General features: G+C 72.6%; 11 protein-coding genes and 1 riboswitch. Of the genes, 8 read left to right on the top strand and 3 right to left on the bottom strand.

Annotated elements, in window-relative coordinates:
* Positions 1-55: 55 nt before the first annotated feature.
* Positions 56-2,509 (bottom strand): DNA topoisomerase (ATP-hydrolyzing) subunit A, encoded by a 2,454-nt coding sequence (locus tag ACFV2X_RS48730; RefSeq protein ID WP_385629151.1) that lies wholly within the window; start codon positions 2,507-2,509, stop codon positions 56-58.
* Positions 2,510-2,723: 214 nt separating this feature from the next.
* Between ACFV2X_RS48730 and ACFV2X_RS48735 the strand changes: the two genes are divergently transcribed.
* The 4 genes from ACFV2X_RS48735 (at position 2,724) to ACFV2X_RS48750 (ending at position 7,859) form a co-directional block, all read left to right on the top strand.
* Positions 2,724-4,124, top strand: a complete 1,401-nt coding sequence (locus ACFV2X_RS48735; RefSeq protein WP_385629153.1) for a M16 family metallopeptidase — start codon at positions 2,724-2,726, stop codon at positions 4,122-4,124.
* Positions 4,125-4,141: 17 nt separating this feature from the next.
* Positions 4,142-5,524 carry a M16 family metallopeptidase gene (locus ACFV2X_RS48740; RefSeq protein ID WP_385629224.1) on the top strand — a complete coding sequence of 461 codons (1,383 nt, stop codon included), beginning with the start codon at positions 4,142-4,144 and terminating at the stop codon, positions 5,522-5,524.
* 286 nt (positions 5,525-5,810) lie between these two features.
* A riboswitch (cyclic di-AMP (ydaO/yuaA leader) is annotated at positions 5,811-6,008 on the top strand.
* A gap of 12 nt (positions 6,009-6,020) precedes the next feature.
* Positions 6,021-6,845 (top strand): M23 family metallopeptidase, encoded by an 825-nt coding sequence (locus ACFV2X_RS48745; RefSeq protein ID WP_385629155.1) that lies wholly within the window; start codon positions 6,021-6,023, stop codon positions 6,843-6,845.
* 273 nt (positions 6,846-7,118) lie between these two features.
* Entirely contained in the window at positions 7,119-7,859 is a 741-nt protein-coding gene (locus ACFV2X_RS48750; protein WP_385629227.1) for a GntR family transcriptional regulator, read from the top strand.
* 196 nt (positions 7,860-8,055) lie between these two features.
* On the opposite strand, the gene ACFV2X_RS48755 is transcribed toward ACFV2X_RS48750, so the two are convergent.
* The gene (locus ACFV2X_RS48755; protein ID WP_014175879.1) at positions 8,056-8,337 is read right to left on the bottom strand and encodes an HPr family phosphocarrier protein; all 282 of its coding nucleotides are present in this window, start codon (positions 8,335-8,337) and stop codon (positions 8,056-8,058) included.
* A 212-nt stretch (positions 8,338-8,549) separates the two neighbouring features.
* On the opposite strand from ACFV2X_RS48755, the gene ACFV2X_RS48760 reads away from it, so the two are divergent.
* The 4 genes from ACFV2X_RS48760 to ACFV2X_RS48775 are packed head-to-tail and all read left to right on the top strand — an operon-like array spanning position 8,550 to position 14,122.
* Positions 8,550-11,474: a GNAT family N-acetyltransferase gene (locus ACFV2X_RS48760; protein ID WP_385629158.1), complete on the top strand. Its 2,925-nt coding sequence runs from the start codon at positions 8,550-8,552 to the stop codon at positions 11,472-11,474.
* A 59-nt stretch (positions 11,475-11,533) separates the two neighbouring features.
* A complete protein-coding gene (locus ACFV2X_RS48765) occupies positions 11,534-12,130 on the top strand; it encodes a DUF5998 family protein (RefSeq protein WP_385629160.1) in 597 nt (198 codons plus the stop codon).
* Complete coding sequence (locus tag ACFV2X_RS48770; RefSeq protein WP_385629161.1) at positions 12,130-13,359, top strand: alkaline phosphatase family protein; 1,230 nt, start codon at positions 12,130-12,132, stop codon at positions 13,357-13,359. The genes ACFV2X_RS48765 and ACFV2X_RS48770 overlap by 1 nt, the downstream gene beginning before the upstream one ends.
* 58 nt (positions 13,360-13,417) lie before the next feature.
* A complete protein-coding gene (locus ACFV2X_RS48775; protein WP_385629163.1) occupies positions 13,418-14,122 on the top strand; it encodes a thymidine kinase in 705 nt (234 codons plus the stop codon).
* 29 nt (positions 14,123-14,151) lie between these two features.
* On the opposite strand, the gene ACFV2X_RS48780 is transcribed toward ACFV2X_RS48775, so the two are convergent.
* Positions 14,152-14,949 (bottom strand): VOC family protein, encoded by a 798-nt coding sequence (locus tag ACFV2X_RS48780; RefSeq protein ID WP_385629165.1) that lies wholly within the window; start codon positions 14,947-14,949, stop codon positions 14,152-14,154.
* Positions 14,950-15,164: the final 215 nt, after the last annotated feature.

Genomic DNA, 15,164 nt, shown 5'->3' on the forward strand with positions numbered 1-15,164 from the left:
GCGCGAGACGTACGGCCCGGCCGCTTCGGCCGCTGCATCGGGGCCGGCGGCCGGGCTACACCGGCCCGGCGACCACCGCCACCGGCTTGGCGAGCGCCTCCCCCGAGCCGTCGCGGCGCGGGTCGGGCTCCGGCAGCGGCACCGGGGTGCCGGTCGAGGTGGCCGCGCGGGCCGGTGTCGCGCCCGCCCAGGCCAGGACCAGGCAGTCCTCGCCCTTCAGGAACCGCTGGCAGCGCACCCCGCCGGTGGCCCGGCCCTTGCGCGGGTACTGGTCGAACGGAGTGAGCTTGGCCGACTGCTGCACCGAGTCGTCGAGGGTGCCGCGCGAGCCGGCGATCGTGAACACCACCGCCTCGACCGCCGGGTCGACGGCCGTGAACGAGATCACCTTCGCTCCGGCGCCCAGCTTGATACCGGCCATGCCACCCGCCGGGCGGCCCTGTGGCCGTACTTGGCTCGCCGGATAGCGCAGCAACTGCGCGTCGTCGGTGATGAAGACCAGGTCCTCCTCGCCCGTACGCAGCTCCACCGCGCCGACGATCCGGTCGCCCTCCTTGAGGCCGATGACCTCCAACTCGTCCTTGTTGGCGGGATAGTCGGGGACCACGCGCTTGACGACGCCCTGCTCCGTGCCGATCGCGAGCCCCGGTGAGGACTCGTCGAGCGTGGTGAGACAGATCAGCTCCTCGCCGTCCTCCAGCGACAGGAACTCCGCGATCGGAGCCCCGCCCGCCAGGTTCGGCGCGCCGGCCGTCTCGGGGAGTATCGGCAGATCGACCACGGCGAGCCGCAGCAGCCGCCCGGTCGAGGTCACCGCCCCCAGGTCCCCGCGGGCCGTGGCCGGGACCGCTGAGAGGATCACATCGTGCTTGGTGCGCTTGGCCTGGCCCTCGCCGGGGAACGGCTCACCGTTGGCCGTGCGGGCCAGCAGGCCGGTGGAGGACAGCAGCACCCGGCACGGGTCGTCGGCGACCTCCAGCGGCACTGCGGTCACCGGGGCGTCCGCCGACTCCTGGAGCACGGTGCGCCGCGGCGTGCCGAACTTCTTGGCCACCTGGGCCAGTTCCGCCGACACCAGCTTGCGCAGCTCGGCGTCCGAATCCAGGATCCGGGTCAGCTCCTCGATCTCCGACTTGAGACGGTCGCGCTCCGACTCCAGCTCGATCCGGTCGAACTTGGTCAGCCGGCGCAGCGGAGTGTCCAGAATGTACTGCGTCTGGACCTCGGAGAGCTCGAAGCGGGCGATCAGGGACTGCTTCGCCTGCGCCGCGTTCTCACTGGAGCGGATGATGCGGATGACCTCGTCGATGTCGAGCAGGGCGACCAGCAGCCCCTCGACCAGGTGCAGCCGGTCCCGCCGCTTGCCGCGCCGGAACTCGCTGCGCCGCCGCACCACATCGAAGCGGTGGTCGAGATAGACCTCCAGCAGCTCCTTGAGCCCCAGCGTCAGCGGCTGGCCGTCGACCAGCGCGACATTGTTGATGCCGAAGGACTCCTCCATCGGCGTCAGCTTGTAGAGCTGCTCCAGCACGGCCTCGGGGTTGAAGCCGTTCTTGATCTCGATGACCAGGCGCAGACCGTGCTCGCGGTCGGTGAGGTCCTTGACGTCCGCGATGCCCAGCAGCTTCTTCGAGCCGACCAGGTCCTTGATCTTCGAAATGACCTTCTCGGGGCCGACCGTGAAGGGCAGTTCGGTGACGACCAGGCCCTTGCGGCGCGCCGTCACGTCCTCCACGGAGACCGTGGCGCGGATCTTGAAGGTGCCGCGCCCCTTCTCGTACGCGTCCCGGACGCCGCCCAGGCCCACGATCCGGCCGCCGGTCGGCAGGTCGGGGCCCGGTACGAACCGCATCAGGGTGTCCAGGTCCGCGGCCGGGTGCTTGATCAGATGGCGGGCGGCGGCGATCACCTCGCCCAGGTTGTGCGGGGCCATGTTGGTCGCCATGCCGACCGCGATCCCGGACGCCCCGTTGACCAGCAGGTTGGGGTAGGCGGCGGGCAGCGCCAGCGGTTCCTGCTCGCTGCCGTCGTAGTTGGGCGCGAAGTCGACGGTGTCCTCGTCGATCGACTCGGTCATCAGCGACGTCGCCGAGGCCATGCGGCACTCGGTGTAGCGCATCGCCGCGGGCGGGTCGTCATTGCCCAGGGAGCCGAAGTTCCCGTGGCCGTCGACCAGCGGCACCCGCATCGAGAAGGGCTGGGCCATACGCACCAGCGCGTCATAGATCGACGCGTCGCCATGGGGGTGCAGCTTGCCCATGACCTCGCCGACGACCCGGGCGCACTTGACGAAGCCGCGCTCGGGCCGCAGGCCCATCTCGTTCATCTGGTAGAGGATGCGCCGGTGCACCGGCTTGAGCCCGTCCCGGGCGTCTGGCAGGGCGCGCGAGTAGATCACCGAGTACGCGTACTCGAGGAAGGAGCCCTGCATCTCGTCGACGACGTCGATGTCGAGAATGCGCTCCTCGAAATCGTCCGGCGGAGGGGTTTTTGTACTGCGGCGGGCCATCGCGCTTGCGGCTCCTTCAACTGCCGAGGCGGGATCTGACGCCGACCATTGTGGACCGGGCCACCGACAAGTGTGGAACGGGCTACTGACAACGCCCCCTCCGCGAGATTCCCCGGCGGGAACTTCGCCAGATGTCGGTGCGCTTGCATACAGTGACAGGACCGCACTTCAAGCGGCTCGCACGCGCTCCATCACGCGATCTGAAGGGACGTACATGCCCATGGGTCACACGGCCACGGAACAAGCCGGCTCCGGCGGCCTGACAGCGACCGAGCACCGGCTGGCCAACGGCCTGCGGGTGGTGCTCTCCGAGGACCACCTGACCCCGGTCGCGGCAATCTGCCTGTGGTACGACGTCGGCTCGCGCCACGAAGTCAAGGGGCGTACGGGTCTGGCTCACCTTTTCGAGCACTTGATGTTCCAGGGCTCGGCGCAGGTCACGGGGAACGGCCACTTCGAGCTGGTGCAGGGCGCCGGCGGCTCGCTCAACGGGACGACCAGCTTCGAGCGGACCAACTACTTCGAGACCATGCCGACCCACCAGGTGGAGCTGGCGCTGTGGCTCGAGGCGGACCGCATGGGGTCGCTGCTGACCGCGCTGGACGAGGAGAGCCTGGAGAACCAGCGCGACGTCGTCAAGAACGAGCGCCGCCAGCGCTATGACAATGTGCCGTACGGCACGGCTTTTGAGCGCCTGGTCGCCATGGCCTACCCCGAGGGCCACCCGTACCACCACACCCCGATCGGCTCGATGGCCGACCTGGACGCGGCCTCCCTGGAGGACGCCCGCGAGTTCTTCCGCACGTACTACGCGCCGAACAACGCGGTGCTGGCGGTCGTGGGCGACATCGACCCCGAGCAGACCCTGGTCTGGATCGAGAAGTACTTCGGCACCATCCCCTCCCACGACGGCAAGCGCCCGCCCCGCGACGGCACCCTGCCGGATGTGATCGGCGGCCAGCTGCGCGAGGTCGTCGAGGAAGAGGTCCCGGCCCGCGCCCTGATGGCGGCCTACCGGCTGCCGCACGACGGCACCCGCGAGGCCGACGCCGCCGACCTGGCGCTGACCGTCCTGGGCGGCGGGGAGTCCTCCCGCCTGCACAACCGCCTGGTGCGGCGGGACCGTACGGCGGTGGCCGCGGGCTTCGGACTGCTGCGGCTGTCGGGCGCCCCCTCGCTCGGCTGGCTGGACGTGAAGACCTCCGGCGGTGTGGAGGTCCCCGACATCGAGGCCGCCGTCGACGAGGAGCTGGCCCGGTTCGCCGAGGAGGGCCCGACCCCGGAGGAGATGGAGCGCGCCCAGGCCCAGCTGGAGCGCGAGTGGCTGGACCGGCTGGCCACCGTCGGCGGCCGCGCCGACGAGCTGTGCCGTTACGCGGTGCTGTTCGGCGACCCGCAGCTGGCGCTGACCGCCGTGTCGCGCGTCCTGCAGGTGACGGCCGAGGAGGTGCGGGCCGTGGCCCAGGCCAGGCTGCGCCCCGACAACCGTGCGGTGCTGGTCTACGAGCCGGTCCAAGGCGCCGAGCAGGCCGACGCCGAGGCCGGCGTCGCCGCCGACGGCGACCACGACGCAGCAGCCGACGACAACGACGCAGAAGGGGAGTCGGCCCAGTGAGCGACGCCGCCACCACCATGACCTTCCACCCGCAGCCGCAGGCGGGTGCCGCCAGGCCGTGGGCCTTCCCGGCACCCGAGCGCACCGAGCTGTCCAACGGGCTGACCGTGCTGCGCTGCCACCGCCCCGGCCAGCAGGTCGTCGCCGTGGAGATCAACCTCGCCGCCCCGCTGGACGCCGAGCCGGCCGGGCTCGACGGCATCGCCACGATCATGGCCCGCGCCCTGTCCGAGGGCACCGACAAGCACACCGCCGAGGAGTTCGCCGCCGAGCTGGAGCGCTGCGGCGCCACTCTGGACGCCCACGCCGACCACCCCGGCGTCCGGGTGTCCCTGGAGGTCCCCGTCTCCCGGCTGCCCAAGGCGCTCGGCCTGCTGGCCGACGCGCTGCGCGCGCCCGCCTTCCCCGAGGGCGAGGTCGAGCGGCTGGTCCGCAACCGCCTGGACGAGATCCCGCACGAGTTGGCCAACCCGGCGCGGCGCGCCTCGATGGCGCTGGCCAAGGAGCTGTTCCCGGCCGAGGCCCGGATGTCCCGGCCGCGCCAGGGCACCCAGGAGACCGTCGAGGGCATCGACGCCGCGGCCGTGCGGGCCTTCTACGAGACGCATGTCCGCCCGTCCACCTCGACCGCCGTGGTCGTCGGCGACCTGGCCGGTGTCGACCTCGACAAGGCGCTGGCCGAATCCCTCGGCGCCTGGACGGGCGGGGCCGCCGAGTCCCGCCCCATGCCGCCGATCACCGCCGACGACACCGGCCGCGTGATCATCGTCGACCGGCCGGGCGCGGTGCAGACCCAGCTGCTCATCGGGCGGATCGGCGCCGACCGCCACGACCGGGTCTGGCCCGCCCAGGTGCTGGGCACCTACTGCCTGGGCGGCACCCTCACCTCCCGGCTCGACCGCGTGCTGCGCGAGGAGAAGGGTTACACGTACGGCGTGCGCGCCTTCGGCCAGGTGCTCCGCTCCGCGGCTCCGGACGCCTCCGGAGGGGCCACGGGCGCCGCGATGCTGGCCATCAGCGGCTCGGTGGCCACCGAGGTCACCGGCCCCGCCCTGGAGGACCTGTGGAAGGTACTGGGCACGCTGAAGGAGGAGGGCCTGACGGACGCCGAGCGCGATGTCGCCGTGCAGAACCTGGTCGGGGTGGCCCCGCTGAAGTACGAGACGGCGGCCGCCGTCGCGGGCACGCTCGCCGACCAGGTCGAGCAGCATCTGCCGGACGACTTCCAGGCGCAGTTGTACGCGCGCCTCGCGGAGACCGGCACGGTGGAGGCGACCGCCGCGGTGGTGAGCGCCTTCCCGACCGACCGGCTGGTCACGGTGCTCGTCGGTGACGCCTCGCAGATCGAGGAGCCGGTCAAGGCGCTCGGCATCGGCGAGGTGCGCGTCATCCAGGGCTGACGGGCCAACAGACCGAGAAACTGACAGATCGACAGGTCGACGGGCCGACCCGACCAGGGAGCAACGGGCCGTCGCCGCAAGGACCCTGGCGCCGCCTCAGGCGCCCGGGTCTCCTTTTGTCGGTCGTTTCCTCGATCGTTTCGTCCGCTTTGTGGCAGAGATTGCTTGTCTGGGTGATCGTGTCTGTGGGGAAACCAACAAAAAAGCGGAACCGTTTGGTGAACGAATGCGATCACGCTTAGCGTCAGTTCGGTTGTCCGCCCGAGACACGCCGCATCCGCGGCACGGGCAACCATCGCCGAGTCCCCGTACGGCGCGAGCCAGGGGAGCCGGGGAACCAACCTCGCCCGTCGCCGCCCGCGGCGCCGGACGGGTGATTCCCAGGGGTGAATCGGACGCCTTCCCCGCGTGGGGGAGGGGCCCGTAGGAGACCTTCCTGCTCCGAACCCGTCAGCTAACCCGGTAGGCGAGAGGAAGGAAAGGAGTGCGCCGGACCATGGCGTTCACCCGTACCGCCGGGAAGCACCGCCGCCCCACCCGGGCCCCCCGCACCACTCGTTCCAACGCCAACCTCGCGGGCATAGCCACGCTGGCCGCCTCCGGTGTGGTCGCCGGCTTCGCCGCCCCCGCCCTCGCGGCGTCGGACGACCCGCGCGGCTTTGAGGACACCGGGCTGCGCCAGGCGGTCGCCATGGACGACCAGCTCGCCGACCAGGTCCAGGCCCAGGCGGAGAGCCAGCAGAGCGCCGCCGAGGAGGCCGCCGCCAAGGCGCAGGCCGAGGCCCAGGCCCGCAAGGAGGCCGCGCGTCAGGCGGCCGAGGCGAAGCGCAAGGCCGAGGCGGCCGCGAAGAAGGCCAAGCAGGAGCGCGAGGCCAAGGAGCGCGCGGCGCGCGAGGCGGAGCGCAAGCGGTTGAACACGTTCGTGTCGCCGATCACCGGCTCGTATCTCTCCACCGGCTACCAGGCGTCCAGCGGCCTGTGGTCGTCCGGCAGCCACACCGGGGTGGACTTCCACGCCTCGTCCGGCACCTCGGTGCACTCCGTCGGCTCCGGCACCGTCGTCGAGGCCGGCTGGGGCGGCGCGTACGGCAACAACATCGTGATCAAGATGAACGACGGCACCTACACCCAGTACGGCCACCTGTCGTCCATCGGCGTCTCCGTCGGCCAGACGGTCACCCCCGGCCAGCAGATCGGCCTGTCCGGCGCCACGGGCAACGTCACCGGCCCGCATCTGCACTTCGAGGCCCGCACCAGCCCCGACTACGGCTCGGACATCGACCCCGTCGCCTACCTGCGCTCGCACGGCGTGAACCTCTGACCACGCCGCCGCACACCTGCCCCTGAACCCGGTCCCCAAGGCCCCGGTCCCGCGGACCGGGGCCTTCGGCGTACTCGCATGGCCGTCCGGGCCATCTGGCTGCCCGGCCGCCCGGCCGCCTGGCCAAAAATATCCATGAAATCTCCGCGCCCATCGGAAATTCCAGCTGTTTAGAATAGAGTCGTTGAACACGCGTCAATCGGCTGCGTTTCGCGGAGATTAAGGCGGAGGTTCAACAATGCGGGACCGGAAGTGAGCGGCGATACGACCGAGATGCCGGGCGGTCGCCGGATTTCGGCGCACGCGGTGTGTACGGCGATCCGCGACGACATCGTCTCCGGCACCTTCGCGCCCGGCAGCCGGCTGATCGAGGAATTCCTCGCCCGGCGCTACGGCGTCTCGCGCGTGCCCGTGCGCGAGGCGCTGCGCACCCTGGAGTCGGAAGGCTTTGTGACCACCCGCAGACACGCGGGAGCATGCGTCGCGGAGCCGTCCGAGCGGGAGGCCGCCGACCTGCTGGACATCCGCGCGCTGCTGGAGCCCCTGGGGGCCGCCCGGGCCGCCCAGCGGCGCAGCGAGGCGCATCTGAAGGTGTTGCGCGGCCTGGTCAGGCTCGGCCAGGAGCGGGCCCGGCGCGGGCAGTTGGGTGAGCTGAGGCCGCTCGGCGACTGGTTCCACGAGACGTTGGCCCAGGCATCCGGCAGCCCGAGTCTGGCCGGGCTGCTGGTGCAGCTGAGGCGCAAGATCGCCTGGGTGTATGCGGTGGAACCGGCCCACAGGCCGGGGCCGTCCGCCCCGGGCACCACCCTGCGCTCCGACTTCTCGCTGCGGGCCGTGGCGTCCTGGGACGAGCACGGCGCGCTGGTCGACGCGGTGGCGCGCGGCGACGCCGACCGCGCGCGGGCGCTGGCCGCGGCGCATGCCGAGCGCTCGATGTCGGAATACCGGCTGCGTCGCCCCGTCCGTGTGAGGAGTTCGAAACATTCCGTAAACACGGCGGGCGTCCGGAATTAACAGCGGCCCCGTATACAACTTCTAAGAATTGCCGCCGGTGTGTCGCGGCCGTGGATTTCCGCGGCCGCGTATTTCGCGTTCCCGTATTGCGTAGCCCGGTATTCGTTTTCGTATCGCGTTGGATAAACAGTGCGGCCGCGGTCCCCTGTCATGGGTCACCGCGGCCGCGCCGTGTGAATTTATTGGGCGGAGCCAGTCAGACGGTCTCCGGAAGCTCCTCCAGCCCCTCCGCGACCAGCTTGGCCAGGCGGTCGAGCGCGACCTCCGCGTCGTCCGACGCGGAGGCCAGGACGACCTCCTCGCCGCCCTGGGCGCCCAGGCCGAGCACGGCGAGCATGGAAGCGGCGTTGACCGGGGTGCCGTCCGCCTTGGCGATCGTGATGGGGACGCCGGCGGCGGTGGCCGCCCGGACGAAGATCGACGCGGGGCGGGCGTGCAGGCCCTCGGCCCAGCCGATGTTGACGCGGCGCTCAGCCATGGTGTTGCCCTTCAGGTGCGGGGTTGCCGTTGTCTAGACCAATATCATACGGGCGTGCGTGTCTGGGTCTGTCCGGAACGGTGTCCGAGTAGGCCCGGCCATGCCCGTACAGGTCCGATTATGGACTTTCCCTCGACACCTCCCCGTAACGCAAGGGTGTCCGCCATTCGGACGTCCGGATCCATGTCCGCCCGGGCCGTAGTCTTGGCCGCATGCGGCAGCCGTCCGACACCCACGCCTACCCGGCCCACTGGGAGGCCGATGTGGTGCTCCGCGACGGTGGCACCGCCCGGATCCGCCCCATCACAGCCGATGACGCGCAGCGCCTGGTCAGCTTCTACGAGCGGGTCTCGGACGAGTCCAAGTACTACCGCTTCTTCGCGCCCTACCCCCGGCTCTCCGACCGCGACGTGCACCGCTTCACGCACCACGACTACGTCGACCGGGTGGGCTTGGCCGCGACGGTCGGGGACGAGTTCATCGCCACGGTCCGCTACGACCGGATCGACGGCCACGGCCTGCCCTCGACGGCGCCGGCCGACGAGGCCGAGGTCGCGTTCCTCGTCCAGGACGCCCACCAGGGCCGCGGGGTGGCCTCCGCCCTCCTCGAGCACATCGCCGCCGTCGCCCGCGAGCGCGGGATCCGCCGCTTCGCCGCCGAGGTGCTGCCCGCCAACACCAAGATGATCAAGGTGTTCACGGACGCGGGCTACACCCAGAAGCGCAGCTTCGAGGACGGCGTCGTCCGCCTGGAGTTCGACCTCGAACCCACAGACCGCTCCCTGGCCGTCATGCGCGCCCGCGAGCAGCGCGCCGAGGCCCGCTCCGTACAGCGGCTGCTGGCCCCCGGCTCCGTCGCCGTCATCGGCACCGGGCGCGCCCCGGGCGGCGTCGGCCGCACCGTGCTGCGCAACCTCCTCGACGGCGGGTTCAGCGGGCGCGTGTACGCCGTCAACCGCGCCTTTCCCGGGGAACAGGACCGGCTGGATCCCGAGGGCGTCCCGGCCCACCGCTCGATCCACGAGATCGACGGCCCGGTCGACCTCGCCGTCGTCGCCGTCCCCGCCGTCCAGGTGCCCTCCGTGGTCGCGGACTGCGGCGACAGCGGCGTCCAGAGCCTCGTCGTGGTCTCCGCCGGCTACGCGGAGAGCGGGCCGGAAGGCCGCGACCGGCAGCGCGAGCTGGTCCGCCAGGCGCGCACCTACGGCATGCGGATCATCGGCCCCAACGCCTTCGGCGTCATCAACACCGCCGACGGCGTGCGGCTGAACGCCTCCCTCTCGCCGCGGCTGCCCGCCCCCGGGCGGCTCGGCCTGTTCACCCAGTCCGGGGCGATAGGCATCGCGCTGCTGTCAGGGCTCGACCTGCGTGGCGCGGGGACCGCCGGGGTCTCCACCTTCATCTCCGCGGGCAACCGCGCCGACGTCTCCGGCAACGACGTCCTGCAGTACTGGTACGACGACCCGCGGACCGACGTCGCCCTGATGTACCTCGAGTCCATCGGCAATCCCCGCAAGTTCACCCGGCTCGCCAAGCGCACGGCCGCGGTCAAGCCGGTCGTGGTCGTCAAGGGCGCCCGCCACAGCGGCAGCGCCCCCACCGGCCACGCCGTCCCCGCCCCCGGCATCCCGGACGCCACCGTCTCCGCCCTGCTGCGGCAGGCGGGCGTCATCCGGGTCGATACGGTCACCGAGCTCGTCGACGCCGGGCTGCTGCTCGCCTCCCAGCCGCTCCCCGGCGGCCCGCGCATCGCCATCCTGGGCAACTCCGACTCCCTGGGGCTGCTCACCTACGACGCCTGCCTCACCGACGGGCTGCGCCCGCTGCCGCCCCGCGACCTGACCACGGCCGCCGCCCCCGACGACTTCCGGCGAGCCCTCTCCGCGGCCCTCGCCGACGACGCGTGCGACGCGGTCGTCGTCACCGCCATCCCCGGCGTCGGCGCCGCCGCCGCGGCCGACCTCGCCCGGGAGATGCGTGGCGCGGCCGCCGAGGCCGCGGCGTGCGGTGCGGCCAAGCCGGTGGCGGTGGTCCACCTGCAGATCCCAGGGCTCGCCGAGGCCCTGGCGGAGCCGTGGGACGCCCCTGGTGCCGGGGGCCGGGACGACGGGGGCGGGGGCGCCGCGGCTGACGAGGCGCCCTTCCCGGCCCCGCGGATCCCCGCCTACCCGGCCGCGGAGCGGGCCGTACGGGCCCTCGCCGAGGCCGTGGGGTACGCGCGGTGGCGGCGCCAGGCCGAGGAGCCCGGCCGGGTCCCCGAGTACGAGGACATCGACGAGGCGGGCGCCGCGGCCGACATCGACGTACTGCTCGCGCCGACCGAAGGCGAGCCGACGGCGCAAGCCCAGACCGAGGAGGCCCCGACCGAAGCCACCCCGACCGACGGCGCCCCCCGCCCCCAGGCCGCCGCCGCGGCGCCCGAGGCGTCGACGGACGCCCACGCCCCGTACACCGTCACCCTCTCCGCCCCCGACGCCCAGCGCCTCCTCGCCCGCTACGGCGTCAGCGTGTTGCCCGCGCTCCCCGCGCCCGACCCGGACGCCGCCGTACGGGCCGCGGCCAGGCTCGGCTTCCCCGTCGCGCTCAAGACCACCGCCCCCCAGCTGCGCCACCGCGCCGACCTGGGCGGAGTGCGTCTCGACCTCGGCGGCGAGGCGGAACTCCGACGCGCCTACGCCGAGTTGACCGACTACCTCGGCGCCCCCGAGGAGCTGCGGCTCGTCGTGCAGCGGATGGCCCCGCGCGGCGTCGACACCGTCGTACGGGCCGCCATCGATCCCGCCGCCGGGGCGGTGCTCTCCTTCGGGCTCGCCGGAGCCCCCTCCGAACTGCTCGGGGACACCGCCCACCGGCTCGTTCCGGCCACCGACCGGGACGCCGCCGAGCTGATCAGATCCATCCGGACCGCACCCCTCCTGTTCGGCTGGCGCGGCTCAAGACCAGTCGACACCGCGGCGCTCGAAGAACTCCTGCTGCGGGTGTCCCGCATGGTGGACGACCATCCCGAGGTGGTCTCCGTCGACCTCGAACCGGTCGTCGTCGCCCCGCACGGCCTGTCCGTGCTCGGCGCGGCCGTCCGGCTGGCCCCGCCGCCCCCGCGCACCGACCTCGGCCCCCGCCACCTGCCCAGCTACTGACGTCCGCGGCCACGGCCGGCATGGGCGCCGGTGTCGGTGCGGCCCCGTAGGATGGGCACATGGCGAAGACCGGTACGACGACCCAGGGGCTGCGCGCGGCGATCGAGCGCAGTGGCTATTACCCGGCACTCGTTGCCGAAGCGGTGGAGGCCGCCGTGGGTGGTGAGCCGGTCGTCTCGTATCTGGTCCATCAGGAGACCACCTTCGACTCCAACGAGGTCCGCCGCCATGTCACGGTCCTCGTCCTGACCGGCACCCGCTTCATCGTCAGCCACACCGACGAGCAGGCCGCCGACGGCACCTCCCCGTCGCCGTACGCCACCACCTCCACCGAGTCCGTGAAGCTGCAGCGGATCTCCTCGGTCGTGCTGAGCCGGGTCGTGGCCAACCCCGAGTCGTACACCCCTGGCACGCTGCCCCGCGAGGTGGTCCTCACCATCGGCTGGGGCGCGGTCAACCGCCTCGACCTCGAGCCCGCCGCCTGCGGCGACCCCAACTGCGAGGCCGACCACGGCTACACCGGCTCCTCGACCGCCGACGACCTGAGCCTGCGGGTCAGCGAGGCGGGCGACGGCCCCGACAGCGTCCGGCAGACCCTCGCCTTCGCCCAGTCGCTCTCGGAAGCCACCGCGGAAACGCCGGACACAGGCCGCTGATGTCCGACTCCATCGCGGGCTCCGCCACCGCCTCCCCCTGGCAGGAGCCCGAGCCCCAGCCGCTCGACCCGCGCTCCGCCCCCGTGCCGCGCTACGGCACGGGTTCGCTCGCCGATCTGCTGCCCGCCGTCGCCGCAGGCCAGGGCGTCCCGAATCTGTCCTCCGGACTTACCCTCGCGCCTGCCGACCGCGTATGCGTGTTCCTGATCGACGGCCTCGGCTGGGAGCTGCTGCGTGCCCACCCCGCCGAAGCGCCCTTTCTGACCTCGCTGCTGCCCGGCTCGCTGGGCGGCACCGGGGCGCCGATCACGGCGGGCTTCCCCTCCACCACCGCGACCTCGCTGGCCTCCGTCGGCACGGGCCTGCCGCCCGGCGCCCACGGTCTGCCCGGCTATACGGTGGCCGACCCCGCCACCGGCCAGCTGATGAACCAGCTGCGCTGGCAGCCGTGGACGGATCCGCACGCCTGGCAGCCGTACCCCACCGTCTTCCAACTGGCCGACGCCGCGGGTGTGCACACCTGCCAGGTGTCCGCCCCGACCTTCGCCGAGACCCCGCTCACCAAGATCGCGCTGAGCGGCGGCACCTTCCTCGGCCGGCTCTCCGGCGAGGAGCGGATGGATCTCGCGGCCGAGCGGTTGGCCGCGGGCGACCGCTCGCTCGTCTACACGTACTACAGCGAAGTCGACGGCAAGGGGCACCGCTTCGGCGTCGACTCCGAGGAGTGGCGCGCCCAGCTGCGCTATGTGGACGGGCTCGTCCAGCGCCTCGCCGAGCAACTGCCGCCCCGCGCTGCCCTCTACGTGACCGCCGACCACGGCATGATCGACGTCCCCTTCGACCCGGAGTCGCGGATCGACTTCGACGAGGACTGGGAGCTGCGGGCCGGGGTCGCCCTGTTGGGCGGCGAGGGCCGCGCCCGCCATGTGTACGCGGTCCCCGGCGCGGCGGGCGATGTGCTGGCGGTGTGGCGCGAGGTGGTCGGCGAGCGGATGTGGGTGGCGAGCCGTGACGAGGCCATCGAGGCGGGCTGGTTCGGGCGGCCGGAGGACGGCGGCGGCGTGGACGAGCGGGTGTACCGGCGGATCGGCGATGTGGTGGCCGCCGCCAGCGCGGATGTCGCGATCGTCGCATCGCGGACCGAGCCGAAGGAGTCGGCGATGGTGGGGCTGCACGGCTCGATGACCCCTGTCGAGCAGCTTGTCCCGCTGCTCGAAGTACGCTCCTGAGCCGTCCCGCTCCACTCCGCCCCGCCCGTCCCGACCGTACGAAAGGCCCCGCCACCCCATGCCCGAGCTGGTGTTCTTCTCCGGAACCATGGACTGCGGAAAGAGCACCCTCGCTCTGCAGATCGAGCACAACCGCTCGGCGCGCGGCCTGCAGGGCATGATCTACACCCGGGACGACCGGGCGGGCCGGGGCAAGCTCTCCTCGCGGCTGGGGCTGGTCACCGAGGCCGTCGAGGCGGGGGACGACCTCGACTTCTACGCCCATGTGGTCGGGATCCTCACGGCCGGGGGCCGCGCCGACTATGTGATCGTGGACGAGGCGCAGTTCCTCGCCCCGTCCCAGATCGACCAGCTCGCCCGCGTCGTGGACGACCTCGGGCTCGACGTCTTCGCCTTCGGCATCACCACCGACTTCCGCAGCAAGCTCTTCCCCGGCTCCCAGCGGCTGGTCGAGCTCGCGGACCGGATCGAGGTGCTGCAGGTCGAGGCGTTGTGCTGGTGCGGGGCCCGCGCCACGCACAACGCCCGTACCGTCGGCGGCGAGATGGTCGTCGAGGGTGCCCAGGTCGTCGTCGGCGACGTCAACCAGCCCGGGGCCGAGGTGGGTTACGAGGTGCTGTGCCGGCGCCACCACCGGCGCCGCATGACGGCCGCGGCCGCCCGCGCCGCCACGCTGTCGCCGGACGTGCTCCCCGTCGATCCCGCGGCGGCCCCGGCCCCTGTGCCACACGACGCCCGAACAACGCCCCGGACCGCCCCCTAGACGACCTTCAGCGGCCCCTCAGCGGCCCGTCAGCCGTCCGTCCCGACCAGGGCGAAGGCCGCCCCCTCCGGGTCCGTGACGGTGGCCGTACGCCCCGCCGCGCCGTCCTGGGGCGGCAGGACGACATAGCCGCCCAGCTCGGTCACCTGGCGCACGGCCTTGTCCACGTCGGCCACCGCGAAGTACGTCCGCCAGTGCGGGCCCCGGTCGCGCGGCAGGGCGCCGCCCATGCCGTGGATCGCGGCCACCGGCCGCCCCGCCACCCGCAGGGTCAGCGCATCGGACCCGGGCTCGGGGGCCGGGCCGGGGCCGTCCGCAGTCCAGGGCTCGCTGTGGCAGCCGAAGACCATGTCGTAGAACTTGCCGACGGCCGAGGAGTCCCGGGTCATCAGCTCGTGCCAGACCGGGGAGCCCGGCGCTCCGATCTCCTCGGCGCCCAGGTGCTCGCGCGCCTGCCATACGCCGAAGGCCGCGCCCTGCGGGTCGGCCGCGAGGGCCATCCGGCCCGCCTCGCCCGCGTCCAGCGGGCCCACGGCCACGGTGCCGCCGCAGGCGCGGATCAGCTCCGCCGTCTCGTCGGCGTCGTCGGAGGCCAGGTACGTCGTCCAGGCGACCGGGAGGTGGCGCTCCGGAGGCAGTTCGCCCAGTCCCGCGACCGGCCGGTCGCCGATCCGCGCGCGTACGTACGCGCCCAGGTGCTCCGGCCCCGGGGTGAACTCCCAGCCGAACAGGGCGTGGTAGAACTCCTGCGTCGCGGCCAGGCTGTGCACCATCAGGCTCGTCCAGCAAGGCGTGCCCGGCGTGTGCCGAGTCGCTGCCTCGGTCATCGTCACTCTCTCCTCGGACCGTTGTGGTGTCCGTGCGGCTCCGGCCGGCCCGCTGGTGCGCGGGGCGGTGATGGGGGTGGCGCCCGACAGATATTCGCACCCCCTGTCGCAACGCGCGCCCTGGCCGCGCCGCAATTCGCGGCTCCTGCCAGGACAATGCCCGCTTTCGAGCCCCGCATCCGTTTCCAGGCCATGGCCGCGAGGTGTCCGTCGTC

Origin of the sequence: Streptomyces sp. NPDC059679, from assembly GCF_042734105.1 — a bacterium.
Taxonomy (GTDB): Bacteria; Actinomycetota; Actinomycetes; order Streptomycetales; family Streptomycetaceae; genus Streptomyces.